This is a genomic window from Nonomuraea sp. NPDC051941 (genome assembly GCF_044593615.1).
Genome location: NZ_JBIUCF010000003.1, coordinates 1 through 24,104 on the forward strand (window position 1 = coordinate 1; position 24,104 = coordinate 24,104).

28 protein-coding genes are annotated in these 24,104 nt (G+C 72.3%); 12 read left to right on the forward strand and 16 right to left on the reverse strand.

Features of this window, described 5'->3' with window-relative positions; translation table 11 throughout:
* Positions 1–153: 153 nt before the first annotated feature.
* From ACIHFD_RS06465 to ACIHFD_RS06495, 7 genes are all read right to left on the reverse strand, one after another.
* Positions 154–1,134: a M48 family metallopeptidase gene (locus ACIHFD_RS06465; RefSeq protein WP_397365890.1), complete on the reverse strand. Its 981-nt coding sequence runs from the start codon at positions 1,132–1,134 to the stop codon at positions 154–156.
* Between the two features lie 22 nt (positions 1,135–1,156).
* A complete protein-coding gene (gene lipB / locus ACIHFD_RS06470; RefSeq protein WP_363963382.1) occupies positions 1,157–1,849 on the reverse strand; it encodes a lipoyl(octanoyl) transferase LipB in 693 nt (230 codons plus the stop codon).
* 37 nt (positions 1,850–1,886) lie between these two features.
* Positions 1,887–2,624: a Type 1 glutamine amidotransferase-like domain-containing protein gene (locus tag ACIHFD_RS06475; RefSeq protein ID WP_397365891.1), complete on the reverse strand. Its 738-nt coding sequence runs from the start codon at positions 2,622–2,624 to the stop codon at positions 1,887–1,889.
* A gap of 37 nt (positions 2,625–2,661) precedes the next feature.
* Positions 2,662–3,555 (reverse strand): TIGR01777 family oxidoreductase, encoded by an 894-nt coding sequence (locus tag ACIHFD_RS06480; RefSeq protein WP_355206103.1) that lies wholly within the window; start codon positions 3,553–3,555, stop codon positions 2,662–2,664.
* Between the two features lie 125 nt (positions 3,556–3,680).
* Positions 3,681–5,138, reverse strand: coding sequence for a 2-oxoglutarate dehydrogenase, E2 component, dihydrolipoamide succinyltransferase (sucB, locus tag ACIHFD_RS06485; protein ID WP_397365892.1), 1,458 nt, complete (start codon positions 5,136–5,138; stop codon positions 3,681–3,683).
* Positions 5,139–5,177: 39 nt separating this feature from the next.
* On the reverse strand, positions 5,178–6,542 hold the full coding sequence (gene lpdA / locus ACIHFD_RS06490; protein WP_350728843.1) for a dihydrolipoyl dehydrogenase: 1,365 nt from the start codon (positions 6,540–6,542) through the stop codon (positions 5,178–5,180).
* Positions 6,543–6,593: 51 nt separating this feature from the next.
* The gene (locus ACIHFD_RS06495) at positions 6,594–8,063 is read right to left on the reverse strand and encodes a leucyl aminopeptidase (protein ID WP_397365893.1); all 1,470 of its coding nucleotides are present in this window, start codon (positions 8,061–8,063) and stop codon (positions 6,594–6,596) included.
* A 97-nt stretch (positions 8,064–8,160) separates the two neighbouring features.
* Here ACIHFD_RS06495 and ACIHFD_RS06500 point away from each other — a divergent pair, with 97 nt between their 5' ends.
* From ACIHFD_RS06500 to ACIHFD_RS06510, 3 genes are read left to right on the forward strand one after another with little or no spacing between them, the layout of a single operon-like run.
* Complete coding sequence (locus ACIHFD_RS06500; protein WP_397365894.1) at positions 8,161–8,508, forward strand: GntR family transcriptional regulator; 348 nt, start codon at positions 8,161–8,163, stop codon at positions 8,506–8,508.
* Positions 8,505–9,467 carry a hypothetical protein gene (locus ACIHFD_RS06505; RefSeq protein ID WP_397365895.1) on the forward strand — a complete coding sequence of 321 codons (963 nt, stop codon included), beginning with the start codon at positions 8,505–8,507 and terminating at the stop codon, positions 9,465–9,467. Before ACIHFD_RS06500 ends, ACIHFD_RS06505 begins: the two co-directional genes overlap by 4 nt.
* On the forward strand, positions 9,464–10,360 hold the full coding sequence (locus ACIHFD_RS06510) for a CPBP family intramembrane glutamic endopeptidase (RefSeq protein ID WP_397365896.1): 897 nt from the start codon (positions 9,464–9,466) through the stop codon (positions 10,358–10,360). The genes ACIHFD_RS06505 and ACIHFD_RS06510 overlap by 4 nt, the downstream gene beginning before the upstream one ends.
* A gap of 12 nt (positions 10,361–10,372) precedes the next feature.
* Here the strand turns inward: ACIHFD_RS06510 and ACIHFD_RS06515 are convergent, their stop codons facing one another.
* Positions 10,373–11,110: an adenosylcobinamide-GDP ribazoletransferase gene (locus tag ACIHFD_RS06515; RefSeq protein WP_350728851.1), complete on the reverse strand. Its 738-nt coding sequence runs from the start codon at positions 11,108–11,110 to the stop codon at positions 10,373–10,375.
* A 33-nt stretch (positions 11,111–11,143) separates the two neighbouring features.
* On the opposite strand from ACIHFD_RS06515, the gene ACIHFD_RS06520 reads away from it, so the two are divergent.
* On the forward strand, positions 11,144–11,944 hold the full coding sequence (locus ACIHFD_RS06520; RefSeq protein ID WP_397365897.1) for an ABC transporter ATP-binding protein: 801 nt from the start codon (positions 11,144–11,146) through the stop codon (positions 11,942–11,944).
* Between the two features lie 3 nt (positions 11,945–11,947).
* On the opposite strand, the gene ACIHFD_RS06525 is transcribed toward ACIHFD_RS06520, so the two are convergent.
* Both ACIHFD_RS06525 and ACIHFD_RS06530 read right to left on the reverse strand, forming a co-directional pair.
* The gene (locus tag ACIHFD_RS06525; RefSeq protein ID WP_397365898.1) at positions 11,948–13,003 is read right to left on the reverse strand and encodes a bifunctional adenosylcobinamide kinase/adenosylcobinamide-phosphate guanylyltransferase; all 1,056 of its coding nucleotides are present in this window, start codon (positions 13,001–13,003) and stop codon (positions 11,948–11,950) included.
* Positions 13,004–13,052: 49 nt separating this feature from the next.
* The gene (locus ACIHFD_RS06530; RefSeq protein WP_397365899.1) at positions 13,053–13,697 is read right to left on the reverse strand and encodes an SCO2322 family protein; all 645 of its coding nucleotides are present in this window, start codon (positions 13,695–13,697) and stop codon (positions 13,053–13,055) included.
* A gap of 82 nt (positions 13,698–13,779) precedes the next feature.
* Here ACIHFD_RS06530 and ACIHFD_RS06535 point away from each other — a divergent pair, with 82 nt between their 5' ends.
* A complete protein-coding gene (locus ACIHFD_RS06535) occupies positions 13,780–13,986 on the forward strand; it encodes a hypothetical protein (protein WP_185072832.1) in 207 nt (68 codons plus the stop codon).
* A 69-nt stretch (positions 13,987–14,055) separates the two neighbouring features.
* Here ACIHFD_RS06535 and ACIHFD_RS06540 read toward each other — a convergent pair whose 3' ends face one another.
* Positions 14,056–15,054 (reverse strand): aldo/keto reductase family protein, encoded by a 999-nt coding sequence (locus ACIHFD_RS06540; protein ID WP_397365900.1) that lies wholly within the window; start codon positions 15,052–15,054, stop codon positions 14,056–14,058.
* Between the two features lie 57 nt (positions 15,055–15,111).
* Here ACIHFD_RS06540 and ACIHFD_RS06545 point away from each other — a divergent pair, with 57 nt between their 5' ends.
* Positions 15,112–16,032 (forward strand): hypothetical protein, encoded by a 921-nt coding sequence (locus ACIHFD_RS06545; RefSeq protein ID WP_397365901.1) that lies wholly within the window; start codon positions 15,112–15,114, stop codon positions 16,030–16,032.
* Between the two features lie 28 nt (positions 16,033–16,060).
* Here ACIHFD_RS06545 and ACIHFD_RS06550 read toward each other — a convergent pair whose 3' ends face one another.
* On the reverse strand, positions 16,061–16,669 hold the full coding sequence (locus ACIHFD_RS06550; protein WP_397365902.1) for a DUF3043 domain-containing protein: 609 nt from the start codon (positions 16,667–16,669) through the stop codon (positions 16,061–16,063).
* Positions 16,670–16,794: 125 nt separating this feature from the next.
* On the opposite strand from ACIHFD_RS06550, the gene ACIHFD_RS06555 reads away from it, so the two are divergent.
* Genes ACIHFD_RS06555 through ACIHFD_RS06580 form a run of 6 tightly spaced genes read left to right on the forward strand, consistent with a single transcriptional unit; the run spans position 16,795 to position 21,455 of the window.
* Positions 16,795–17,613, forward strand: coding sequence for a PspA/IM30 family protein (locus ACIHFD_RS06555; protein WP_350728863.1), 819 nt, complete (start codon positions 16,795–16,797; stop codon positions 17,611–17,613).
* The gene (locus tag ACIHFD_RS06560) at positions 17,610–17,888 is read left to right on the forward strand and encodes a hypothetical protein (RefSeq protein ID WP_185072836.1); all 279 of its coding nucleotides are present in this window, start codon (positions 17,610–17,612) and stop codon (positions 17,886–17,888) included. The genes ACIHFD_RS06555 and ACIHFD_RS06560 overlap by 4 nt, the downstream gene beginning before the upstream one ends.
* Positions 17,889–17,891: 3 nt before the next feature.
* Positions 17,892–18,791 (forward strand): zinc metalloprotease HtpX, encoded by a 900-nt coding sequence (gene htpX / locus ACIHFD_RS06565; protein WP_363963404.1) that lies wholly within the window; start codon positions 17,892–17,894, stop codon positions 18,789–18,791.
* An 8-nt stretch (positions 18,792–18,799) separates the two neighbouring features.
* Positions 18,800–19,360 (forward strand): hypothetical protein, encoded by a 561-nt coding sequence (locus tag ACIHFD_RS06570; RefSeq protein ID WP_397365903.1) that lies wholly within the window; start codon positions 18,800–18,802, stop codon positions 19,358–19,360.
* Between the two features lie 29 nt (positions 19,361–19,389).
* On the forward strand, positions 19,390–20,805 hold the full coding sequence (locus ACIHFD_RS06575; protein ID WP_397365904.1) for an alpha/beta fold hydrolase: 1,416 nt from the start codon (positions 19,390–19,392) through the stop codon (positions 20,803–20,805).
* A 47-nt stretch (positions 20,806–20,852) separates the two neighbouring features.
* On the forward strand, positions 20,853–21,455 hold the full coding sequence (locus tag ACIHFD_RS06580; protein ID WP_363963410.1) for an SIMPL domain-containing protein: 603 nt from the start codon (positions 20,853–20,855) through the stop codon (positions 21,453–21,455).
* Positions 21,456–21,599: 144 nt separating this feature from the next.
* On the opposite strand, the gene ACIHFD_RS06585 is transcribed toward ACIHFD_RS06580, so the two are convergent.
* Genes ACIHFD_RS06585 through ACIHFD_RS06600 form a run of 4 tightly spaced genes read right to left on the reverse strand, consistent with a single transcriptional unit; the run spans position 21,600 to position 24,104 of the window.
* Positions 21,600–22,490 carry an alpha/beta hydrolase gene (locus ACIHFD_RS06585; RefSeq protein ID WP_350728872.1) on the reverse strand — a complete coding sequence of 297 codons (891 nt, stop codon included), beginning with the start codon at positions 22,488–22,490 and terminating at the stop codon, positions 21,600–21,602.
* A complete protein-coding gene (locus ACIHFD_RS06590; RefSeq protein ID WP_397365906.1) occupies positions 22,487–22,807 on the reverse strand; it encodes a Nif11 family protein in 321 nt (106 codons plus the stop codon). The genes ACIHFD_RS06585 and ACIHFD_RS06590 overlap by 4 nt, the downstream gene beginning before the upstream one ends.
* Positions 22,804–23,106: a hypothetical protein gene (locus tag ACIHFD_RS06595; protein WP_397365908.1), complete on the reverse strand. Its 303-nt coding sequence runs from the start codon at positions 23,104–23,106 to the stop codon at positions 22,804–22,806. The genes ACIHFD_RS06590 and ACIHFD_RS06595 overlap by 4 nt, the downstream gene beginning before the upstream one ends.
* Before the next feature lie 2 nt (positions 23,107–23,108).
* The gene (locus tag ACIHFD_RS06600; protein ID WP_397365909.1) at positions 23,109–24,104 is read right to left on the reverse strand and encodes an alpha/beta fold hydrolase; all 996 of its coding nucleotides are present in this window, start codon (positions 24,102–24,104) and stop codon (positions 23,109–23,111) included.

The following is a 24,104-nucleotide window of genomic DNA, read 5'->3' on the forward strand; positions in this document are numbered from 1 at the left end:
CGCGGGCGTGAGGGACCCCGCCCCCGCATCCCCGGACCACGGACACGATCCGTGCCGCCCGGACGCGGCGCGTACGCGGGCGACCAGAACGCTCATCACCGTCCGGAGCGTTCGGCTGAGCACGTGCCACTCACGCTCAGTCCATAGGAACGGTCAGGAGATGAGGCCGAAGCCGCGGATCGCGCGCGTGTAGTGGGCGAGCAGTTCGTCGTCGACGCGTTCGGACTCACGCGTGCCGAGCAGCTCCGAGTGCGGGGGAGTGGTGAGCACCCCGTCGTCGGTGAGCCGGGAGCGGGCCAGCGCGCCCTGCCTGATGGCCGCCACGCTCTCGCCGCGCAGCGCCGCCGCCTGCATCGGCGCCAGGTAGCCGCCGCCGGCCAGCCCGTCGAGCTCGGCGAGGTCCTGTTCGGAGGCGGCCCGCCGGGCCAGCCGCCGCTGCCGGGCCAGGGTACGGCTCTCGCCGGCGCGGGCCAGCCGGGTCAGCGCGTACCGGACCAGGAGCACGGGCCCGCCGAGCACTCGCCCGAGCATGCGGCCGAACATCCCCGCCACCTCGTACGTGGTCCCCGGCTGGTCCACCGCGCCCAGCGAGGAAGCCGCGATCTTGGTCTGCGCCTCCTCCCTGATCCGCAGCGGCTCGGCCCCCAGCAGCGCGTCCCGCCACGCCTCCAGGGTGAGCAGAGCCCCGCTCACGACGAGCTCGTCGCCGGTCGGCACCCGCGCGTACGCCGTGGCCAGCAGGGCGACCCGCTGCTTGGGAGGCAGCGCCAGCCACAGCGGCAGCCCGATCATCAGGACGGGGGTACGCAGCAGGCCCACGCGGTCGTAGCGCGTCTCCGGGTCCAGGTCCAGGACGGCGACCTTGCGCGGCCGCCGGACGCCGACCAGGTCGGCCACGCGTTCCGCGGCGCCGTACAGCTCGGGCGCCGACGAGCGGTCGAGCACCTCGGCGTCGGCGGGCAGGCCGCCCAGGCGTGGCCGCAGCGCCCACGCGATGGCCAGGCTCGCGCCGCCGAACAGCCACGCGAGCAGGGAGCCGGGGTACCCCAGGATCACCCACGCGCCCAGCGCGACGAAGCCGAGCGTCAGCAGGTGGACCAGAAGGGCGAGTAAGAGAGCGAGGACGCGCTTCACACGGCTGATCGTAGGCCGTGGGTCATCTGCGGAGAAGGTCCTCTTCGTGGAGATCGTACGACTCCATGCCGAGGGCCTCCGCCAGCCGCTTCTCCGCGATCGGCATGACCTCCTCCACCACGATGCGGCGGCCGGTCTCCGCCGACAGCGAGGAGACGCCGACGTCGGGGATGCCGCACGGCGCGATGCGGTTGAACCAGCGGGGGTCGTTGGCGCAGTTGAGGGAGAAGCCGTGCATGGTGACGCCGCGGGCCACGCGCAGCCCGACCGCGCCGAGCTGGCGGTCGGGCAGGCCCAGGCTGGGATCGCCGACCGCCCAGACACCCCCGCGCCCCTGCACCTGTCTCGCCGTGACGCCGAAGTCGGCGCAGATCTGGATCATGGCCTCCGCGAGGCGGCAGGCGTACGCGTTGACGTCGGTGACGCCGACGATCGGGTAGGCCACCAGCTGCCCGGGCCCGTGCCAGGTCAGCCGGCCGCCCCGGTCGACGTCGACGACCGGGGTGCCGTCGGCCGGACGCTCGTCGGGGGCGGTGCGCTTGCCCGCGGTGTAGACGGGCGCGTGCTCGAGGAACAGGACGGTGTCGCTCAGCTCTCCGGCGACCCGCTTGCCGTGCACCCAGCGCTGCAGCGACCAGGCCTGCTCGTAGGGGACGTCGACGCCGAGGCGGACGATGGCGAGTGCGTGGGGATCGTCCCCGTCGATGGGGCGCATGAGCCTATTGTGCCGGTCCCGCACCCGCGAAGGGTAATCAGGGGGTAAGGAGTCGAGGCTCGATCCTGAACTCCTTGACCCCGCTGGCCCCGTCGCTCTCCACCCGGTACGCGTAGCCGCCCGGCTCGACGGTCACCGCCTGGATGAACTCGGTGCCCACGTAGTGGAGCCCCACGCCCTCGTCGGCGGCGTATCCGGACGGCAGCTCGCCGCTGGCCACCGACTCCTGCAGCAGCGGTCGGCGCTGCGGGTCGGAGTCGTAGTGGACGCCGCACGAATAGGGCAGCAGCGCCATCCCCTCGGCCCACACGCGCAGGTCAGGTCCGAAGGAGTCGGTGTTGCCGCCGACATGCCAGCACAGCGCGCCCGCGCTCTGGCCGGAAAGCACCACCCCGGCCCGCCACGCCTCCTCGAACGCCTCGTCAAGGCCGTGCAACCGCCACAGGGCCATCAGGTTGGCCACACTGCCGCCGCTCACGTAGATCATGTCCTGTTCGAGCAGCCACGCCCGGGGATCCTCGACATTGGGCATCGGGAACACGGTGAGATGGCTCAACTCGACGTCCCACCCGGCGAAGGCGCCGTACATCTTCAGGATCCAGTCGTCCGAGTCGCCCACCGCGGTGGCGACCAGGCCCAGCTTCGGCCGGTCCTGCCCGGTCAGGTCGAGGCCGTACCGCAGCAGCGCGCTGGCCTCGAGGAAGCTGTAGCGCCTGCTCGGGCGGAAGGATCCGCCCCCGATGGCGAGGATGTGTGACTGTCCTGACCGGCTCATGTCAAGATTCTCCCACCTGTTGAAGACGGACGGTTCACTACAGTACGGCGCTCAGCGCCTCGTCGAGGCGGGTATGGGCGAACACATAGCCGCTGTCGAGCAGCTTCCTCGGCTCGACGCGGTGGCCGGGCAGCAGCGCCTCGCGGGCGAACTCGCCGAGCCCCGCGGACAGCGCGAAGCCCGGCACCGGGATCGGCACCGTGCCCTTGCGCAGGGCTTTTCCGAGGGTGCGGGTGAATTCGGCGTTGGTCACGGGCGAGGGCGAGGTGAAATTGACTGGTCCTGTAATGTCACGATTTTTCAAGACATGCACTGCGGCCCCGACCCAGTCGTCCACGGCGATCCACGACCAGTACTGCTTCCCCGACCCGAGCGGCGCCCCCAGCCCGATCCTGAAGATCGGCAGCATCCGCCCGAGTGCCCCGCCCTTCTCGCTGAGCACCAGCCCGGTCCGCATCTGCGCGGTCCTGACCCCGGCCTCGCCCGCCCGCCTGGCCTCGCCCTCCCAGCGCCCGCACAGATCCGCCAGGAAGCCGCTGCCCTTCCCCTGGCTCTCGTCGATCACCCGGTCGCCGGTGTCGCCGTAGAAGTCGACCCCGGAGGCAGACAGGAGCACCTCGGGCTTGCCGGACAGCGCGCCGATCGCGTCCACGAGCACCCTCGTGCCCTGGACCCGGCTGGCGACGAGCTCCCGCTTGTACGCCGGGGTCCACCGCCGGTCGCCCACGGACGCGCCCGCCAGGTGCACGACCGCCTGCGCCCCTTCGAGCGCGGCCTGGTCGATCTCCTGCTCGGCCGGGTCCCAGAAGGCCTCGTCGGCTTCGCGCGGGCGGCGCCGTACGAGCCGGACGACCTCCCACCCCTCGGCCCGCAACGCCGGCACCAGCGCCGACCCGAGCAACCCCGACGCCCCCGTCACGATGATCGCCATAGCCCCACAGTACGCCCGCCCCACGTCACGGACGCGCCAGCCGCGCCAGGCCCAGGGCAGGCAAACGGCCGGGCGGCCCCGCAAGGGGAGCCGCCCGGCCGCAAACGCCAGGATCAGGCCCAGGATCAGGCGAGGCCGAGCTGGGCCTCGAAACGGCCCTCCTCGAGACGGCGCTTGACCGTGGTGAGGAAGCGGGCCGCGTCCGCGCCGTCCACCAGACGGTGGTCGTACGTCAGCGCCAGGTAGACCATCGACCGGACCGCGATGACCTCGCCCTCAGGCGTGTCGATCACGACGGGCCGCTTGACGACGGCGCCGGTGCCCAGCATGCCGACCTGCGGCTGGTTGAGGATCGGCGTGTCGAACAGGGCCCCACGGCTGCCGGTGTTGGTCAGCGTGAAGGTGCCGCCGGTGATCTCGTCCGGCGTCACCTTGTTGGCGCGCGTGCGCTCGGCCAGGTCGGCCGTCTTGCGGGCCAGCCCGGCGAGGTTGAGGTCGCCGGCGTTCTTGATGACCGCCGCGATCAGGCCGCGCTCGGTGTCGACCGCGATGCCCAGGTGCTCGACGTCGAAGTACGTGACCTCCATGGTCTCGTTGTTGATCGTCGCGTTGAGCTTCGGGTGCTGCTTGAGCGCCTCGATGGCGGCCAGCTCGAAGAACGGCATGAACGACAGCTTCACGCCCTCGCGGCGCAGGAAGTCGGCCTTCGCCTGGTCGCGCAGCCGCGCGATCTTGGTGACGTCGACCTCGACCACCGTGGTGAGCTGCGCGGCCGTCTGCAGCGACTCGACCAGCCGCTTCGACATCGTCTGGCGCAGCCGCGTCATCTTCTCCGTGCGACCCCGCAGCGTCGTGTCGACCTCCACGGGCTCGGGACCCGTGGTGATCGGCGCCTGCGCGGCGGGAGCGGCGGCGGGCGCCGGCTGGGCGGCGGCCGGAGCCGGAGCCGCGGCGGGGGCGGCCTGGGCCGCGGCGGCCTTCTCGCGCTGGGCCTTGGCGGCCTCGAGCACGTCCTGCTTGCGGATGCGGCCGCCGACGCCGGTGCCGTTGATCGCGTCGAGGTTGACACCGTGCTCGTTGGCCAGCTTGCGCACCAGCGGCGTCACGTACGGGCTCTCACCCGACGGCAGCGGCGCGGGCTCCGCGACCGGGGGAGCGGCCTGCGCGACGGGAGCGGGGGCCGCGACCGGGGCGGGCGCCGGAGCCGGGGCCGGAGCGGGCTGCGGGGGAGCCGGCTGCGGGATCGACGAGACCGGCGGAGCCGGGGCGGGCTCGGGCTCGGGCTGCGGAGCCGGCGCGGGGGCCGCCGCCGCCTCGGGCGCCGGGGCGGCGGCGGCCGCCTGGCCCTTCTCGTCGATGACGGCGAGCTCGGCCCCGACCTCGACCGTCTCGTCCTCAGCCACGACGATCTTCGTGAGGACACCCGCGGCCGGCGACGGGATCTCGGTGTCGACCTTGTCGGTCGACACTTCGAGGAGCGGCTCGTCGGCCTCGACGCGCTCGCCCTCCTTCTTCAGCCAACGGGTTACGGTGCCCTCGGTCACGCTCTCGCCGAGCTGGGGCATTTGTACGGAGACCGGCATCGTTATTCTTCTCTCGCGTTCTGATCTCGAGGGCTTGGACTAGTTGTGTACGTGCAGCGGCTTGCCGGCCAGGGCCAGCATCGCCTCACCCATGGCCTCGGACTGGGTCGGGTGTGCGTGGATGAGCTGGGCGACCTCTGCGGGCAGCGCCTCCCAGTTGTAGATCAGCTGCCCCTCCGTGACGAGCTCGCCGATGCGCCGGCCCACCATGTGGACACCGACGACCGGGCCGTCCTTCTGGGCGATGACCTTCACGGCGCCCGAGGTGCCGAGGATCTGGCTCTTGGGGTTTCCCGCGAGGTCGTAGACCTGCTCGACGATCTCGATGCCGCGCTCGGCCGCCTGCGCCGACGTGATCCCCACCGAGGCCACCTCGGGGTCGGAGTAGGTGATGCGCGGCACGCCCGCGTAGTCGATGGGCGGCGGGTTGAGGCCGGCGATGTGCTCGGCCACCATGATCCCCTCCGCGAACCCGGCGTGGGCGAGCTGCAGGGTCGGGATGAGGTCGCCGATGGCGTAGACGCCGGGCACGGAGGTCTGGCAGTGCTCGTCGACCACGACCGCGCCGCGCTCGATGGCGATGCCCTGCTCCTCGAAGCCCATGCCCGCCGACACCGCGCCGCGGCCGACCGCGACGAGCAGCAGCTCGGCGTCGAGGGTCTTGCCGTTGGCCAGCGTGACGACCACGCCCGTCTCGGTGGTCTTGGCGGTGTCGAAGAAGACGCCCAGCTCGTACTTGATGCCGCGGCGGCGGAAGGCCCGCTCCAGCAGCTTGGAGCTGGACTCCTCCTCGGTCGGCAGCAGGTGCGGCAGCGCCTCGACGATCGTGACCTCGGCCCCGAACGAGCGGTAGACGCTCGCCAGCTCGACGCCGATCACGCCGCCGCCCAGCACGATGACGGACGTGGGCACGCGGCCCATCTTCAGGGTGTGCTCGCTGGTGATGACGCGCTCGCCGTCGATCTCCAGGCCCGGCAGCGACTTGGGCGCCGAGCCGGTGGCCAGGACGAGGTTGCGGCCCTCGACGACCTCCGAGCCCACCTGGATCCGGTTGGGGCCGACCAGGCGGCCCTCGCCCTCGACGATCGTCACGCCCGCGGACTTCAGCAGGCCCTGCACGCCCTTCCAGGCCCGCGTCACGATCTTGTCCTTGAACGCGTGCACGCCCTGCACGTCGATGCCGTCGAAGCGCGCCTTGACGCCGTAGGACTCGCTCTCGCGGGTCTCGTCGGCGACCTCGGCGGAGTGCAGCAGGGCCTTCGTGGGGATGCATCCCCTGTGGAGGCAGGTGCCGCCGATCTTGTCCTTTTCGATCAGCGCGACCGACTTGCCCAGCTCAGCCGCCCGAAGCGCGCAGGCGTAACCGCCGCTGCCGCCACCTAGGACGACGATGTCATAGGCCACAGGAAGGCTCCTTGTCGGGGTGTTCGTGATGCCGTCATCTTTTCATTTGTTTCAGATGCTCGCGTGCCGCTCTGCGAGTCCGATGAGGGTACGGGTGATGGCACCCGTGCCGCCCTTCGGGGTGTAACCGTACGGCTCGCCCTTGTTGAAGGCGGGGCCGGCCATGTCGATGTGGGCCCAGCGCACGCCGTCGGGCACGAATTCCTTCAGGAAGATGCCCGCCGCCAGCATGCTGCCCCATCGCTCCGGCTGGAGGTTGGCGATGTCGGCGATCGGCGAGTCGAGGCCCTTGCGCAGCTCCTCCGGGAGCGGCATGCCCCACGCGCCCTCGCCCGCCGCCTTCGCGGCCTCGACGACCAGCTCCCTGGCGGCGTCGTCGTTGGCCATGACGCCGGCCGTGCGCCACCCGAGCGCGACGATCTGCGCGCCGGTGAGCGTGGCCACGTCGACGATCAGGTCGGGCTCGTCCTGCGCGGCCCTGGCGATGCCGTCCATGAGCACCAGGCGGCCCTCGGCGTCGGTGTCGAGCACCTCGACGGTCTTGCCGCTGTAGCTGTGGATGACGTCGGAGGGGCGCTGGGCGGTGCCGCTCGGCAGGTTCTCGGCCAGGCAGAGGTAGCCGACGGCGTTGACCGGCAGGCCGAGCCGGGCGATGCCGATCATGGCGCCGAGCACCGCGCCCGCGCCGCCCATGTCGGACTTCATCCAGTCCATCGAGGCCGACGGCTTGAGCGACAGGCCGCCGGAGTCGAACGTGATGCCCTTGCCCACGAACGCCAGCCGCTTGCCGGCCTCGGGGTGGGTGTAGGAGAGGCGGACCAGGCGCGGCGGGTTGGCCGAGCCCTGGCCGACGCCGATGAGGCCGCCGTAGCCGCCGTCCTTGAGCTGCTTGTCGTCGAGCACCTCGACGCTCAGCCCGGCCTTGTTGCCCTCCTGCTCGGCGATCTCGGCGAACTTGGCCGGCCACAGGTCGGACGGAGGCGTGTTGACCAGGTCGCGGACCAGGGCGACCGAGTCGGCCAGCACGCCCGCGCGCTCGGCGACGCCGTCGGGCTGGCCCGAGACCACGGTGAGCTCGGCGACCGGGGCCTTCTGCTCGCCGTTCGTGCGGTAACGGGCGAACGCGTACGCGCCGAGCAGGCCGCCGAGCGCGACGGCCTCGGTCTCCTCGGGCGTGCCGGTGGGCAGGGCGAGCGCGGCCCTGGAGGTGCCGGCGAGCGACCGTACGGCGGCGCCGGCGGCGCGGCGCAGGCCTTCGGCGTCGGGCGAGTCGCCCAGACCCACCGCGACCAGCAGCGGGGCGGCGATGGCGCCGAACGTGGGAAGCTTGGCCACCTCGCCGGCCTTGCCGGTGAAGGCGACGGCGCGGAGGGAGTCGGCGAGCTTGCCGCCGAAGGCGGCCTCGAGCGACTCGGCGCCCGTGGCGGCGCGCGGGCCGTCCTGTCCTGACCTGAAGCCGACGATCAAGGCGTCGGTGGCGATGGAGACTGGATCTGCTGAGTTCAGCCGCACAGTGGTCACGTAAACCGATGCTATCCAGGTCTTCTGCGTACTCACAAACAGGGGTTCATCCTACCAATCGCGAGTCATGTGGAATGGTGCTAGTGTCATTAGCATCATGCTGCTGACGCTCGATCTCAACGACGCCCGGCCCCTGCACGAGCAGGTGGCCGGCGCCATCCGCCGCGCCATCGGAGAAGGCTCCTACCGGCCCGGCGACCGCCTGCCGCCGGCCCGCGACCTGGCCCAGGTGCTCGGCATCAACCCCAACACCGTGCTGCGCGCGCTGCGCGACCTGCGGGACGAGGGGCTGCTGGAGTTCAGGCGGGGCCGGGGGGTCAGCGTCGCGGGGCGCGCCGACGGTCGCGCCCTGCTCGCGCAGCGGGCGCGCGAGCTGCTGGACGAGGCCCGCAAGTACGGCTACGGCCGCGACGACCTCATCGCCATGCTGGAGGACCTGCCGTGAATCCCCGAATCACCGCCGTCATATGGGGGCTGTTCATCCTCGCCGCGCAGATCGGGCTGCCGCTGGCGCTGTGCGACCGGCTGCCCGACCCCCTGGCCACGCGCTGGGGCCTGGGCGGCCTGGCCTCCCGCTCGATGTCCTTGACCACGTACATCGTGGTCACGTTCCTGCTCTGGGCGGTGCTCTGGCTGGTCGCGCTGGCCGCGGCCGAGCGGGCCACGGCCCGCAGGCCGAGCCGGACGGTGTGGTGGGGCGGGCTGTTCGGCCTGGGCGCGCTCGCGCTCGGCGTCAACGTCACCACCGTGCTCGCCAACCTCGACGCGCCCGACTGGGTCGCTGCCCGGCTGCCCGGCTGGCAGGTCCTCGCGGTCATCGCGGCCGGGACCGGCGTCGCCGTCCTCGTGGGTTATCTGCGCAGGGGCGCGGCCGACCAGGATTCCGCCCACCGGATCCCGCCCCTCCTGCGGCTCAGGCCCGGCCGGCGCACCGTGTGGGTCGGCCACGCCGCCAACCGGTGGCTGGCGCTGCTCCCGGTCGCCGCCCTGGCCGCCGCCCTGGTGCTGGGCCTGCTCTACGTCACCGGTCTGGTGCCCGGCGGGCAGGCGACGTCGGTCCTGCCCGGGCTCGTCCTCGTGCTGGCGGCCGGAGTGCTGACCTCGTCCGTGTCCGTGCAGGTCGGTGACGGCCGGGTGGCCGTCCGGTTCGGGCCGCTCGGCTGGCCGGCGCGCAGGATCCCTCTGTCGCGGATCGAGTCGGCCTGGTCGGAGACGCGCCATCCGGCCGCGGTCGGGGGCTGGGGCATCCGCGGGCTGCCCGGCAGTTCGACCATCATGCTGCGTGGCGGCGAGTGCCTGGTCATCCGCTACCGTTCCGGCGGCCGGCTCGCGATCAGCATCGACGACGCCGAACGCGGCGCATCCCTCATCAACGCCCTCATCGCGGAGCGAGTGGAACAATGAAACGACCTCTCCTCATCTTCATCGTCCTGGCCTTCGGGCTGTCGTGGGCGGCGGCGCTGCCCCTCTGGTTCGGCGGTGGGATCGGCTCGCCGCTGCTGCGGCCGCTGGCCACGCTCATGATGTTCACCCCGTCGGTGGCGGTGCTCGGCGTCTGGGCGGTCACGCGCACGCCGTTCCGCGAGTGGGCCAGGCAGACCGGGCTCACGCTGGGCGAGCGCAAGGGGCGCACCGGCGTCCTCATCCTGACCGCCTGGCTCGGGGTGCCGCTGCTGCTGCTCCTGGCGGCGCTCCTCAGCGCCGCCGTCGGGCTGTTCTCGCTGGATCTCGACCAGTTCAGCCTGTTCAGGGCGGCGCTGCGGGCCCAGGGCGTGGGCGTGCCCGAGAGCCTCACCACGGCGGTCGTGCTGCAGATCGGGATCGCCGTGGTCGCCGGGCCCGTGCTGAACGCGATCCCCGCGCTCGGGGAGGAGTGGGGCTGGCGGGGCTGGCTGCTGCCCCGGCTCGTCTCCACCAACGGCATGCTCCTCGGGCTGGTCTACACCGGCGTCATCTGGGGCCTCTGGCACGCCCCCCTCACCCTCCTGGGCTACAACTACGCGCGGCTCAGCTCCTGGGCGGCGCTGTTCTTCGTGGGGTTCTGCGTCCTGTTCGGGGTGCTGATCGGGTGGCTGCGGCTGCGCACGGGCAGCGTGTGGCCGGCCGTCGTGGCCCACGGCTCGCTGAACGCCGTCGCCCAGTCCGTCCTGCTGCTCGGCGACGCCGCCGCGCCGCCCAACGAGGTGCTGGCCGGCCTGACCGGCCTGGTGGGCTGGGCCCTCATGGCGATCGTCGGCGCGGCCCTGCTCCGCTTCTATCCGGTACGCGTGCCGCAGCCGGTCGCCTCACCCTCCTGATCCCGGGGGCGCTCAGCCGAGGATCGCGCAGACCGCCAACGTGGTGGCCGTGGCCGTCTCGACCAGCGCCCCCAGCACGTCACCGGTGATCCCGCCGAGGCGCCGCCGCGCGTGCCCGAGCAGCAGCAGGGCGGCGCCGAGCCCGGCGACCAGGCCGAGCGGCAACACGGGCTCCCTGGCGAGGCCCAGGCAGACGGCGGCGGTGCCGAGGAGGGCGGCCAGGGTGACGAGCAAAGAGGCGGGGCGGCGTACCGTGCCCGCGACCATCGCGCCGAGCCCGTCGGGCCGGGCGGCGGGGACACCTGCCCGGCAGGCCCAGGTCAGCGCCAGCCGCCCGGCCACGCAGGCCGTCACCAGCGCCGCGTACCCGGCTCCGGCCGCCGCGGCGACCTGGACGAGCAGCGTCAGCACCAGCGTCATCACGCCGAACGGCCCGATGTCCGACTTTTTCATGATGTCGAGCGCCTGAGCGGCCGGCTTGCCGCTGCCCAGCCCGTCCGCCAGGTCGGCGAGCCCGTCCAGGTGCAGCCCCCGGCTCAGGACGGCCAGCAGCCCGACCGCCAGCGCCGCCCCCAGCAGCGGCGGCCCGGGCAGGAACAACGGCAGCCCCGCGACCAGCCCGAGCGCGAGCCCGACCACCGGGGCCAGCGTCATCGCCCGCCCCGCGACCTCCCGGTCTACCCGCTCGACCCGCACCGGGAAGACGCTGAGAGTGCCGATCGCCAATGACAGGCCATGCGGAAGGCGCATATCGGACGATCGTAGGCCCACTAGTGTGGCGGGATGCACGTGGTTGAACTCGAAGGCGTAGGTGTCCGAGTTGTCGGCAAGGCGCTGCTGGACGGCGTCGATTGGCAGGTGGACTACGGCGATCACTGGGTGATCCTCGGCCCCAACGGCGCGGGCAAGACGACGCTGCTCTCCCTGGCGGGCGCCGTCCGGCATCCCAGCGAGGGCGCGGTCAAGGTGCTCGGCCACAAGCTCGGCCGGGTGGACGTGCGGGAGCTGCGCCGCCACATCGGCCTGGTCGCGGCCAGCCAGCGGCTGATCGACGAGGAGCTGATGGAGGAGGAGGGCGCGACCGCGCACACCGTGGTGCTCACCGGGCACACGGGGACGAGCGTTCCTCTGTGGGACAAGTACGGCGAAGGCGAGCGCGACCGGGCCCACCGGCTGCTGGCCGACCTGGGGTGCAAGGACCTGGCGGACCGGCCGTTCCGCGTGTGCTCGCAGGGGGAGCGGGCCAGGATCAGGGTGGCCAGGGCGCTCATGGCGGAGCCGGCGGTGCTGCTGCTCGACGAGCCGTTCGCGGGGCTCGACCTGCCGGCCAGGGAGGACCTCATCACCGCCGTCGAGGACCTGGCCACGACCCGGCCCGTCCTGACCACCGTGACGGTGACGCACCACCTGGAGGAGGTGCCGGCGACGACCTCCCACGCGATGCTCATGCGCGACGCCAGGGTGCTGGCCGCGGGGCCGGTGGAGGAGGTGCTCACCCCGGACAACCTCTCGGAGTGCTTCGGCCGCCCCCTCCACGTGGACCGGCTCGACGGCCGCTGGTACGCCCGCGCCGTCCGCCCGTAGCGGTCACAGCTCCAGCAGGCGCCCCGCCACCACCAGCGCCACGTACTCGGACTCGGCGGCGAGGCGTTCGTTGAGACGGCCGAGCGCGTCCCGGAAGGCCCGCCCGCTCGGCGTGGCGGGCACCACACCCATCCCCACCTCGTCGGAGACCGCCACGAGGCGCACGGGCGTCTGCCGCCAGGCCGCCACGAGCTCGTCGCAGCGTTCGCGGACGGGCGCGCGGTCGCCCTCCCAGGCCCCGTGTTCGTCGAACACCGCCGTCAGCCACGTCCCGAGCCCGTCGATCAGCAGCGGCGCGGTGGCCTGCCCGATGGCCGAGACAAGGTCGGCGGTCTCGACGGTGGCCCAGTGCGCGGGCCGCCGCTCCCGGTGCGCCCGCACGCGGGCCGCCCACTCGCCGTCCCCCGCGCCGCTCGGGCCGGTGGCCACATAGGTGACGTACGGCTCGGCCGCCAGCCTCAGCTCGGCCTCGGCCGACTTCCCAGACCGCGACCCGCCCAGCAGCAACGTCCGCCACGGCGCCGTCGCGCCACCGTCGCCGGGTTGCCTCCCGATGGCCGTCCCGGGGAGCGCCCGGCCGGTCTCCAGCACCGTCCCGTCGGGAACGGCCGACGCGCCCCACAGCCGCAGGCGCCTGGCCAGCTCCTCCTCCGAGCGGATCCGGTGGTCCAGCCCGACGGCCACCACCGCGGTCCGGTCGTCCGCCAGCCCCGCCCGCCGCAGCTCCCCTAGCCGTTCGGGCCGGTCGAGCAGGTCGATCAGCACCACGTCGTAACTGGCGGGCCCGTCCACCGGCACCGGCCGGCCCAGTGGGAGGCCCCGTGGGAGGCCCCGTGGGAGGCAGAGCAGCCGGGAGCCGTCGGGGCCGGCCAGCCCCAGCCCTCCCGCGCGGGCCCGGTAGCCGCTCGGCGGATCGTCGAAGGGGAAGCGGGCCACGCCGTCCACGACCAGCTCGAACGGGCGTCGGTGGCCGGACGGGAGCCCGGCGCACGAGGCGCACCGGCAGCCGGGCTCCGGCCATCCCGCGCCGCCCGCCGTACCGGAGACAAGGATTTTCACCGCGCCGAGCGTAGCGTCCTGGGGCGGCCGGTGGATGGAACGCTCCAGGTCAGACGCGGGTCCTGGAGCGGCGGCGGGTGGCCGCCACGGCGCCGCCCGCCAGCAGGGCGATGGCGCCCGCGCCGGCCGCGACCAGCGTGATCGGCAGGCCGCTCCCGGACGGCGCGGCGGACGCGGCGGCGGCCGCCAGCTCGGTGCCGCCCCTCTCCCTGAACGGATAGTCCGCGACCGCCACGACGGCCCCCTGGGCGTTCACCCGGACCTTGGCGGTGGAGGCGAGGAGCTGGGCGGCGGTGGCGTCCTCGGCGCCCGCGACGCACTTCGGCGCGCTCTGCCCGGGAGCCCGCTCGCCGGGGTAGGCGTCGGCCTCCCCGTCGCCGAAGTCCACCGCGACCACCACGCGCTTGTGCCCGGACCCGGCCGCGTCCCGGCCGCACACCGCCTGGAACGACGGCAGGTCCCCGCCGGGGGACTCGCCCCTCGCCCCGTCCGGGGCCACGGAGAAGCGCCATCCGATGACGGAGCCGTCCGGCGGGGCGGCGTCGGCCGTCACGGCCAGCCAGGCCGTCCCGTCGCTCTGCCACGCGCTCCACGTCCGCGGGACCCCGGGGTCGGCGAGAGCGGAGGAGGGGAGCGAGAGGAAGGCGGCCGCCCCGAGGGCGACCCCGGCCGCAACACGATACGCGCGCAGCATCGATTGACCTCCAAGCTCGGGAGTAGGGTTCCAGTGCCTGCGGAGGGTGCGCCGGCGAACCCGCGGAAAAGGAGCGTATGGCATGACATGGCGGTGGCGTTATGAAAATGCAAATGGTGGTGAGGTAACGGATCGCCCTTTGCCGCGAGAAGTTTTTCCGAGCCAGGCGGACGCGGAGTCCTGGCTTGGCGAGAACTGGCGTGACCTGCTCGAATCGGGAGTTGAGCAGGTGGCCTTGCTCGAAGAGGACCGCGTGGAGTACACGGGTTTGTCATTGCGCCAGGAGTGATCTGCGGTAAATGAAAAGCCCCTTGAGCGCCATTGTGGCTCAAGGGGCTAATTCTCGGGTGGGGACGGGTTACGGGCGGGTGCGCGGGCTCTGCGTCTTGGCCGGGTCGCGCTCCACGACCGGGTCCAGCACGTCGTCGATCCTCTTGAGCACGTCGGCGTCCAGCTTCACGCCCGCGGCCTTGACGTTGTCACGCACCTGCTCGGGGCGGCTGGCCCCGACGATGGCGCTGGAGACGTTCGGGTTCTGCAGCACCCACGCGACGGCCAGCTGCGCCATGCTCAGCCCGAGGTCGGCGGCGATCGGCTTGAGCTCCTGGACGCGGGTCAGCACGTCGTCGTTCATGAACCGGGCGATCATGGCGCTGCCGCTGCCGTCGGTGGCCCGGGAGCCCTCCGGCGGCTGCTGCCCGGGCAGGTACTTGCCCGTGAGCACGCCCTGGCCGATGGGCGACCAGACGATCTGCCCGATGCCCTCCTTCTCGCTCAGCGGCACGATCTCGCCCTCGATGATCCGCCACAGCATCGAGTACTGGGGCTGGTTCGAGACGATCCGGTCGAAGCCCATCTCGTCGGCGATCTTCAGCGCCTGGGCGATCTGGTCGGCGCTCCACTCGCTGACGCCGAGGTAGAGGACCTTGCCCTGGCGTACGAGGTCGTCGAACGTCTTGAGCGTCTCCTCCAGCGGCGTCTCGTGGTCGAAGCGGTGCGCCTGGTACAGGTCGACGTAGTCGGTCTGCAGGCGGCGCAGCGAGCCGTTGATGGACTCGGTGATGTGCTTGCGTGACAGGCCGCGGTCGTTCTGGCCGGGGCCGGTCGGCCAGTAGACCTTGGTGAAGATCTCCAGCGACTCCCTTCGCACGCCCTTCAGCGCGCGGCCGAGCACCTCCTCGGCCTTCGTCGCCGCGTAGACGTCCGCGGTGTCGAACGTGGTGATGCCCTCGTCGAGCGCCGCCTGCACGCACTGCTTGGCGGCGTCCTCCTCGACCTGGGAGCCGTGGGTGAGCCAGTTTCCGTAGCTGATCTCGCTGACTTTGAGACCACTACGACCGAGGTGTCGGAATTCCATAGATCCGACCTTAATCCCGGTCCATGGGGTGATTGGTTTCGGGATAGGGTGCGCGACGTGCTGAAGCTCGTACGGCTGGCGCTGACGGCGGCCATCCTGACCGCGATCGGGGTACGGCTGCGCCGCCGCGCCCGGATGCCCGTCGAGCCGCCCGCGCCCCCGGCCCCGCAGGCGGTCGCACACACGCGGATGGGCCTGGCGTGGGTCGCCATCGCGGGGGTGGTGGCGCTGGCACTGGGCGCCGCCCTCATCCCCACGGGGCCGCAGGCGGCGTCCGAGGTGCGGTCGGCCGTCCACCAGATTCAGCAGTCGGTCATGGGCGTGACGACGGGCGCCGACGGAAAGAGCCCGGCGCCCACACCCACGCCTGTCGAGCCCACGCCGGCCGCCACGGCCCCGGCGCCGCCCCCGGGCATCCCGGCCGCGTGCATGGTGAGCGGTCAGGCGACGGTACGCCCGATCAGCCCCCGCGTGCGGGCGGCGGTGAACCGGCAGTGGCGGCGCATCGAGCGGTGGTTGCGGGAGCACGCGCCCCGGACGTACGCCTCGCTGGGCGTCCCCGGCAGGGCCGGCACCGTCGCGCTCGCCGAGGCCCAGACGGGCCTGGAGTTCCCCGACGACCTGAGGGCCTCGCTGCTGCGCCACAACGGCATGTCCGGCCCGCCCGCGGCCCGCTTCAGCTTCGGCGAGGAGCGGGTGCTCGGCGTGCGCGAGATCCGCGACCAGTGGCGGGAGACCTGCGCCGCGCGGGTCGGCAGGGGCGACCCGATCGGCCGGCTGATCCGCGTCGGCACCCTGATCGAGGTCGACGCGGACAGCGGCCACGTGGTGGCGTCGATGGTGGGGCCGGAACCGATCTGGCCCTCGTACCACGCGATGCTGCGCGACATGGCGGACGCGCTGGAGAAGGGCCGCCCCATGTTCGGGGCTCGGGCCACGGTCAAGGGCGGCCTGCTCCGCTGGTCCGACGCTCTGTGAGCGAGCCGTCCCCGGAGGCCGGGGACGGCTACTTCTTGAGCACCGGCTTGCCGCCCGGCAGCACCGTGGGCGGCGGGAAGCGCAGCTTGCGGATCTGCAGCGCCCGCATGGCCGCGTAGAAGCCCACGCCCCGGGTGCTCTCCTGGGGCAGCTTCTCCGCCACCAGGCGCTTCACCTTCCACGCCACGTAGACAGAGGTGAACAGCACGCCGATCATCATGATCGGCCAGCCGATGGTGACCGTGTATCCCAGCACCGCGGTGCGGATCGACATGGGCCACGGGATCCACGTCGCCAGCAGGATCAGTAGCGAGAACGGCAGGAAATACTGGCTCGGCAGCCGCCGGGAATCGACCCACTCACGCGCGAACTTGCGCGCTGCGCCCTTGTCACGAGCAGGAAAATACCGCTCGTCACCTGCGAGCATGCCCTGGCGGGCCCTGTCGCGCTCGGCGGCCTGCTTGGTCCGCATCTGCCGATAGGCCTCTTTACGGTCTTTCGGTGCATGGACCGGCTGGCGCCGTTTGCTCTCCTGATCACGGCGCTTGGGAGTGGGACGACCTTTACCCTGGGGCTTAGGATCGTCATCGGGGACGGGGGTGTCGTCCACGGAGGTTTGGGAACGGCGTCGCAACACGACGTCAACCCTACCTGGACTGCAACTTAGTGACGCCCTCGTGCGTTATGCGTAGGGTAATCCCAAGGCGGCTGCGCTGCATTGGGTGAACACCAGCACGACCTAGAAGGGGACGGCCGACGCGCATGAGCGTGATGAAGAGACTTTCGATGATCTTCAAGTCCAAGGCCAACAAGGCCTTGGACAAGATGGAGGATCCGCGCGAGACCCTTGACTACTCCTATCAGCGGCAGCTCGAGCTGCTGCAGAAGGTGCGCCGGGGTGTGGCCGACGTCGCCACGTCGCGTAAGCGGGTCGAGCTCCAGGTAACCGGCCTCGAGAAGCAGGCCCAGCGCCTTGAGGAGCAGGGCCGCAAGGCGCTGTCCGTCGGGCGCGAGGACCTCGCCCGCGAGGCGCTGCAGCGTCGCTCCAATCTGCAGACGCAGATGGCCGACCTGAAGCTGCAGCACGACAACCTGCAGGCCGAGGAGGAGAAGCTCACCACGGCTTCCCAGCGGCTGCAGGCCAAGGTCGACGCCTTCCGTACGAAGAAGGAGACGATCAAGGCCACCTACACCGCCGCCGAGGCGCAGACTCGGATCAACGAGGCCTTCTCCGGCATCTCCGAGGAGATGGGCGACGTCGGCCTGGCGATCCAGCGCGCCGAGGACAAGACGGCGCAGATGCAGGCCCGCGCCGGCGCGATCGACGAGCTGCTGGCCAGCGGCGCGCTCGACGACTACACCGGCTCCCGCGGCGACGACATCCAGGCCGAGCTCGACCGCATGGGCGGCGGCATGGACGTCGAGCTGGAGCTGGCCAGGATGAAGGCCGAGCTGGGCCAGGGCCCCGCGCCCAAGAGCGCCATCGAGCAGGGCCAGCCGCAGCAGCAGCCCCAGCCTCAGGCGCAGCCGCAGCAGCACGGCGGGACCCAGCAGCTTCGTCAGCCTGGGGAGCCGGCATGATTGTCAGGATCATGGGCGAAGGCCAGGTACAGATCTCCGCCGACGACATCGCGGTGCTCAACGAGCTCGACACCGAGCTCGAGGCGGCCATCGAGGTCGGCGACGAGCCGATCTTCCGTACGAAGCTGCACGCGTTGCTCGACAAGGTGCGCCAGGTGGGCAAGGCGCTTCCCGACGACAGCCTTGAGCCGTCAGAGCTGATCCTTCCCCCCGCGGACGCCTCGATCGAGGAGGTCCGGGAGATGCTGGGCGACCAGGGCCTCATCCCGGGCTGAGCCGTGGGTACGCGGTTCGCGTCCGACCGCGGGCTGACCACCCGCATGGTCGTGACGATGTTCCTGCTCGGGCTGCTCTATGTCGTGTTCATCGGCGTCCTGATCGCCCTGGGCGTACGGGCGCTGAGCGTGCTGGTGATAGCCGGGGGCCTGCTGTTCGTGCAGTACTTCCTGTCCGACCGCATCGCGCTGTTCGCGATGCACGGGCGGGAGGTCTCGCCTCAGGAGGCCCCTGAGCTGCACGGCATGATCGACCGGCTGTGCGCGCTCGCGGACATGCCCAAGCCGCGGGTGGCGATCGCGGATTCCGACGTCCCCAACGCGTTCGCCACCGGCCGCAACCAGAAGAAGGCTGTCGTCTGCGTGACGACCGGCATTCTGCGCCGCCTGGAGCCCCAGGAGCTCGAAGGGGTTCTCTCGCACGAGTTGTCGCACGTCGCCCACCGCGACGTCGCCGTCATGACGATCGCCTCGTTCCTGGGCATCGTGGCGGGGCTCATGACCAGGTTCGCCCTCTACGCGGGGCTGGGCGGCCGCCGCAACGGCAACCAGGGCGGGGTGCCCGTCGGGCTGATCATCCTGCTCGTCTCCGTCATCGTGTACGCGATCAGCTTCCTGCTCACCCGCGCCCTGTCGCGCTACCGCGAGCTGGCGGCCGACCGCGCCGGGGCCCTGCTCACCCAGCGCCCTTCGGCCCTGGCGAGCGCGCTGGTCAAGATCACCGGCGACATGGCCAGGATCCCGACCCAGGACCTGCGCGAGGCGGCGCCGTTCAACGCCTTCTACTTCGCCCCGGCGGCGGCCCCTGGCCAGACGCTGGCGAACCTGTTCTCCACCCACCCGCCGCTCGAACGGCGGCTGGCACAGCTGTCGGACATCTCCCGGCAGCTCGGAAGGGGCTGAGCCTCGGCATGGGCTGGCTGGACGCCCTGCTCGGCCGGTCGAAGCCGGTCAAGCCCAACCTCGACGCGCTGTTCGCGCTGCCGTCGGCGGCCGTGACGTTGCAGGCCGCGACCGGGCTGGTGCCCACGGGCCTCGGCTCGGTGGCCTTCAGGGCCGCGGAGGGCGGGGCGTTCGCCACGCTGGAACGCGACGTCAAGGAGCTGCTCGGCGAGCGCGTGGAGGAGTCGCGCGACTCCTACGGCTACACCTGGCTCCTGGTGCGCCGCGAGCCCGACGCCCTCGGTGACCTGGTCACCGAGCTGCACGCCGTCAACTCGTCGCTGGAGTCGGCCGGGTTCGGGCCGTCGCTGCTGTGCTCGCTGGTGTCGTTCCGGTCCGAAGACGACGGCCGCCGGCTGGCCGTCGTGTACCTCTACAAGCGCGGGACCTTCTACCCGTTCGCCCCGCTCGCCGCCCAGAGGCGGGACAACGCGCTCGAACTGCAGGTCAGGGGCGCTCTCGAGGGCGAGCTGCCGCTGGAGAAGGATCTCGGCCGATGGTTCCCGGTCTGGGGCGCGCCCGGCCTCTGACCGGACACCCTGGGTGATCTAATGATCACGTGGAGCGAAGGTTGTACGTCCTCGCGGCTTCCGCGTTCATCGTGGCGGCCGTGCTGGGCAGTGCGTGGATCACTGGCCAGTTCACCACGCCGGAGGTCGACAGGACCGACGGGTACGTCAGCGAGCTGGCCGCCCGCGACCAGCCGTGGACGCGGCTGTTCCGCACCAGCGACGCGCTGGCGGGGCTGGCCTGCGCGGCCGGGGTGGCGCTCGTGCCGAGGGTGGCCCGCGAGTGGCAGGCCTGGCTGGCGCTGGCGGCGTTCGGGGTGTTCACGTTCGCGGCCGGGCTGTTCCCGCTGGACTGCGCCACGCTGAGCGACCCGTACTGCGGGCGGCGGGTCGTGTCGTCCGCGCACCACGTGCATCAACTGGCCGGGGCGCTGGGCACGGCCGCCCTGCTGGCCGCGATGGTGCTGCTCAGCGCGCGCTGGCGGTCGTGGGTGTCGTGGCTGTTCACGTGGCTGGGGCTGGCGGCCACGCTGCTCACCACCGCCGCGCTCGCCGACCGGCACGGGGCGGGGCTCGCCCACCGGGCGCAGCTCACGCTGTTCGCGGTCTGGCTGGTGTACGTGGCCGTCCACCTGCTCATCACCGACGACCCGCCCGTCCCGCCGATCACGGCCGAGGCGGTCGATCACGACGGCGGATACGCCGGGCCGCACGTGGTCGAGCAGGGAGCCGGGCCCGTCGTGCTGATCACGGCCGAGCTCGGGGGCGCCTGGTTCCACTGGGGCGCGGTGGCCGGGCTGCTGGCCGGGACCCGTCACGTCATCCGCTTCGACCGCTGCGGCCTCGGCCTCAGCCCGCACGCGACCGCCCCGCCCACCCTGTACACCGAGGTGGCCCGCCTGGCCGCGCTGGCCCCGTCCCATCCCGAGCAGGTGACCGTCGTCGCCCACGGCATGGCCTGCTGGCACGCGGAGGCGTTCGCCAGGCTGCACCCGCTGCGCGTGGCCAAGCTCGTCCTGGTGGATCCGGCCCCGGTCACGGAGCGCAAGCCGTCCGCGCCGGCCAGGACCGCCGGCCAGTGGCTGCCCGCCCTGGGCGGCACGTGGGGCGCGACCGCCGTGGCCCGCCTCGCCGGGCCCGCCGCCCACCGGCTGCTCGTCGGCGTGCCCGACCCGTACGGCGTCTACCGCACGGGCAAGGTGCTCGCCGCGGCGGCGGGGGAGTGGCTGGCCCGCCGCGACATGGTCGCCGACCTGCTGCGGGTGCGGGAGGAGACGCAGTTCCCCGGCGTGCCGGTCTCCGTGATCAGCGCCGGTGGGCGGGACCTGGGCCACGCGCGGCTGGCCGGGGCCCTGTCCGCCACACTCGTACGCCTGCCGGAATGCGGGCACCAGATCCAGCTCGAGAATCCCGGGGCGGTCGCGGAGGCCGTCCTGGGCGCGCCGGGCATCGGCCGGGCGGGATGACGCCGAGCGTTCTAGGATCGATGCGGGACCCGTTCGAGGGAGTAGGCGTGGACATCACCGTCGTCGGCGAGGGCGCCGTCCTGGCCGCACCCGACATCCTCCGGCTGCACGCGGGCGTCGAGGTCCGCCGGGCCTCCGCCGCGGATTCCTTCACCGCCGTCCGGGCCGCCGCCGCCCGGCTGGCCGAGGCCCTGGCCCGGGAGGGCATCGCCGCCCAGGACGTGCGCACGGTGGAGCTGTCGCTGGGGCCGGAGTACGAGGTCTACCCGAAGGTGGCCGCCTACCGGGCGGTCCAGGGGGTGGAGGTGATCGTCCGCGACCTGTCCAGGGCCGACCACGTCATCGACACGGTCGCCGGGGTGGGGGAGGAGGCCCGGCTGAACGGCCTGGCGTTCGAGGTGTCGGACCCGTCGGGCGTCCTGAGGGAGGCGCGTACCCGGGCCTTCCGCGACGCCGCCGCCAAGGCCGCCCACTACGCCGAGCTGGCCGGGCGCCCGCTGGGCCGGGTGGTCTCGGTGAGCGAAGACGTCAGGGGCGGCGGCCCCCAGCCCATCACCATGGCCGCCGCGGTGGCCGAGACCAGCGCCTCCATCAGTCCCGGCCGCCAGTCCCTCACGGTGACCGTCCGGCTCGGCTACGACTTCGCGTGACCGGGGTGCCTGAGGTCGGCGCTGAGGTCGGCGCCGTGGATGAGACGTGGGGGGGGGGGGGGGGGGGGGGGGGGGGGGGGGGGGGGGGGGGGGGGGGGGGGGGGGGGGGGGGGGGGCCCCCCGGGCCCCCCCCCCCCACGGGTCTCACATGGGGTTGCGCTTGAGGAAGGTGTGGGCGGCCTCGCCGACGGCCACCGGGTTCATGCTCTGCAGCCCGTGCGTGGCGTTGGGGATACCGCACCGCTCCGCCTGCGGCAGCCAGTTCATGAGGAAGCGCTGCGCGTCGCGGAACCCGGGCATCGCCGACTCGCTGTCGAGGCCCATCACCGCCAGCACCGGCATGTCCGGCTTCCGCGTGACCAGCCGGTCGGCCTCCGACGGCTTGAAGCCCCACTGCGAGATCGCCGGGAAGTCGACGGTGAAGGTCGTGTCGACGCACGCCTCGACGCGGTCCCACACGTCGAGCGGCCCGGTCATCTCCACCGCGGGCAGGAAGCTCGGCCCGCACACCGCCTCCATGTAGAGCTGCGCCGCGCCGAGCTTGTCGCCCGTCTCGTACAGCTTCATCGCGTTCATGTAGGCGTCGATGTTGGCCTGGATCGCGTCCGGCGCCTCACGCGGCAGGTACGGCTCCAGCAGGATCGCGCTGTGCGCCCGCTCCGGGTACGACAGCAGGAACTGGAAGGCGATCACGCCGCCGAACGAGAAGGCCATGATGTGCGCCTTCTCGATGCCCAGGTGGTCGAGCAGTTCGGCGACGTGCTGCGCGCCGCCCTCGATGCTCAGCTCGGGCTTGTCCAGCGTGCTGCCGTTGTAGCCGGCCCGGTAGTAGCTGATGAGCTGGTAGTCCTGCAGCAGCGGGGGGTAGAACCGCATGGGGGTGATGAGGCTGTCGGCGATGCTGGTGCCGTGGATGCACAGCACGGGCTCGCCCTCGCCGAGCACGGTGTACCTGAGCTCGGCGCCGGTCACCGGCGCCCGCAGGTTGTGCTCGACGTTCCATTCGCGCCCGATGTAGAGGGCGTTTCGCATCATGGCTTGTGCTCCAATCCGACCAGCAGGCCGGTCTCGTCGAGGCTGGGGACGAGGTCGAAGACGAGGAACTCCAGGTAGTACCGGCCCCACAGCAGGCCCCAGAGCGGGAACCGCTCGTTGAACTCCTCGCCGCGCTCGTGCGCCAGCCGCCCCTCCAGCTCCCAGATCAACGAGTTGAACTCCTGCGCGGTGAACGGCTGCCCGGCCGCGGCGGCGGCCGCGATGACCTCGTCCTTGGACTTGTCCTTGAGCCGGTCGACCAGGTCCGGCCGCTCGGCCAGACCGCGCAGGAACCCGATGACGTTGGCTTCGCTCATGCCAGCTCCTCGCGGGAGTAGCGGGCGACCACGTGGTCGACCAGGTAGTCGAGGTAACGCTCGCCCCACATGTGCCGCCACAGGGTGCTGCTCCCGTCGAACGGCTCCCCGTCCTTGTGGATGACGAGGTCCGCCTCCAGCCGGCCGATGACCCGCTCGGCGTCGTCCTCGGTGAAGGCGAACCCGTCGTTGCGGGCGTGGAACAGGACCCGGGGAAGGTCCATGGGGGAGTAGCGGGCCAGCAGACCGGGATCCGACCGGGCCGCCTCCAGGAACCTGACGAACTCCGCCTCGGCCACGGCTAGCTCTCCAGGGCGTGTCTGATGACGTCGTCGATGGCCTTCACGTCGGGCTCGGCCAGCCCGAACGTGGCCAGATGGCCGTAGATGCTGTCGATCTGGCGGAACGTCGCTCCGGGGATCCACTCGGCGTACTGCCTGAGCTCGTCCGGCGGGAACAGCGCGTCGCCGGTGAAGCCGGCGATCGTGGTCTTGGCCTTGATCCGGCCCAGGACCTCCCGCAGGGACTCGCCCTCGGCACCCGGCCAGGCGGCGCGGGCTTTGCGGGCCTGGGTGACCACGTCGTTGGGGTCCTGCGGGAGCCAGAAGCCCTCCCAGAAGCCCTCGACGAACGCGTCCACGCTGTCGAAGCCCAGGGTGCGCCAGACGTCGGCGCCGGCGTAGTAGAACGTGCGGGGCGGGGCGGTCAGCGCCGAGCCGTGCCCGACCCGGGCCAGGCCGCCGCTGACGCTCGCCGCGTCCGTGTAGGCGCCCCCGGCGTAGTTGGGGTCCGAGGTGATGGGCTCCTCCACCACCGTCTTCAGCCAGAGCTTGGTCCACGGCGGCGGGGTGGGCGCCCCGGCGATGGGGGCGATGCTCCGTACGAGGTCGCCGAAGCGCAGCGCCCACTCGTACACCTGGATCGCGCCGATCGACCAGCCGAGCGCCAGCCGGATCTCGCGGACGCCGAAGACCTCCTCCAGCAGCCGCTGCTGGGCGATGACGTCGTCGGCGATGCTGACGGCCGGGAAGGGCCGCGACGGGGTGTTGCTCGGCGCGGAGGACGGCGGGAGGCCGAAGTGGCCGGGCAGCACGATGAAGTGGGTGCGGGGATCGAGCGCGCGGTTCTCGCCGATCCAGCCGTTGAGCACCTCGGCGGGGGCGCCGAGGAAGGTCGGGAACACGACCACGTTGTCCTTGGCCTGGTTGAGCTCACCGAAGGTCTGGTACGCCAGCCGGGCGCCGGGCAGCGTGTCACCTGAGGTGAGCGGGAAGTCGCCGAGCTCGAAGGTGTTCAT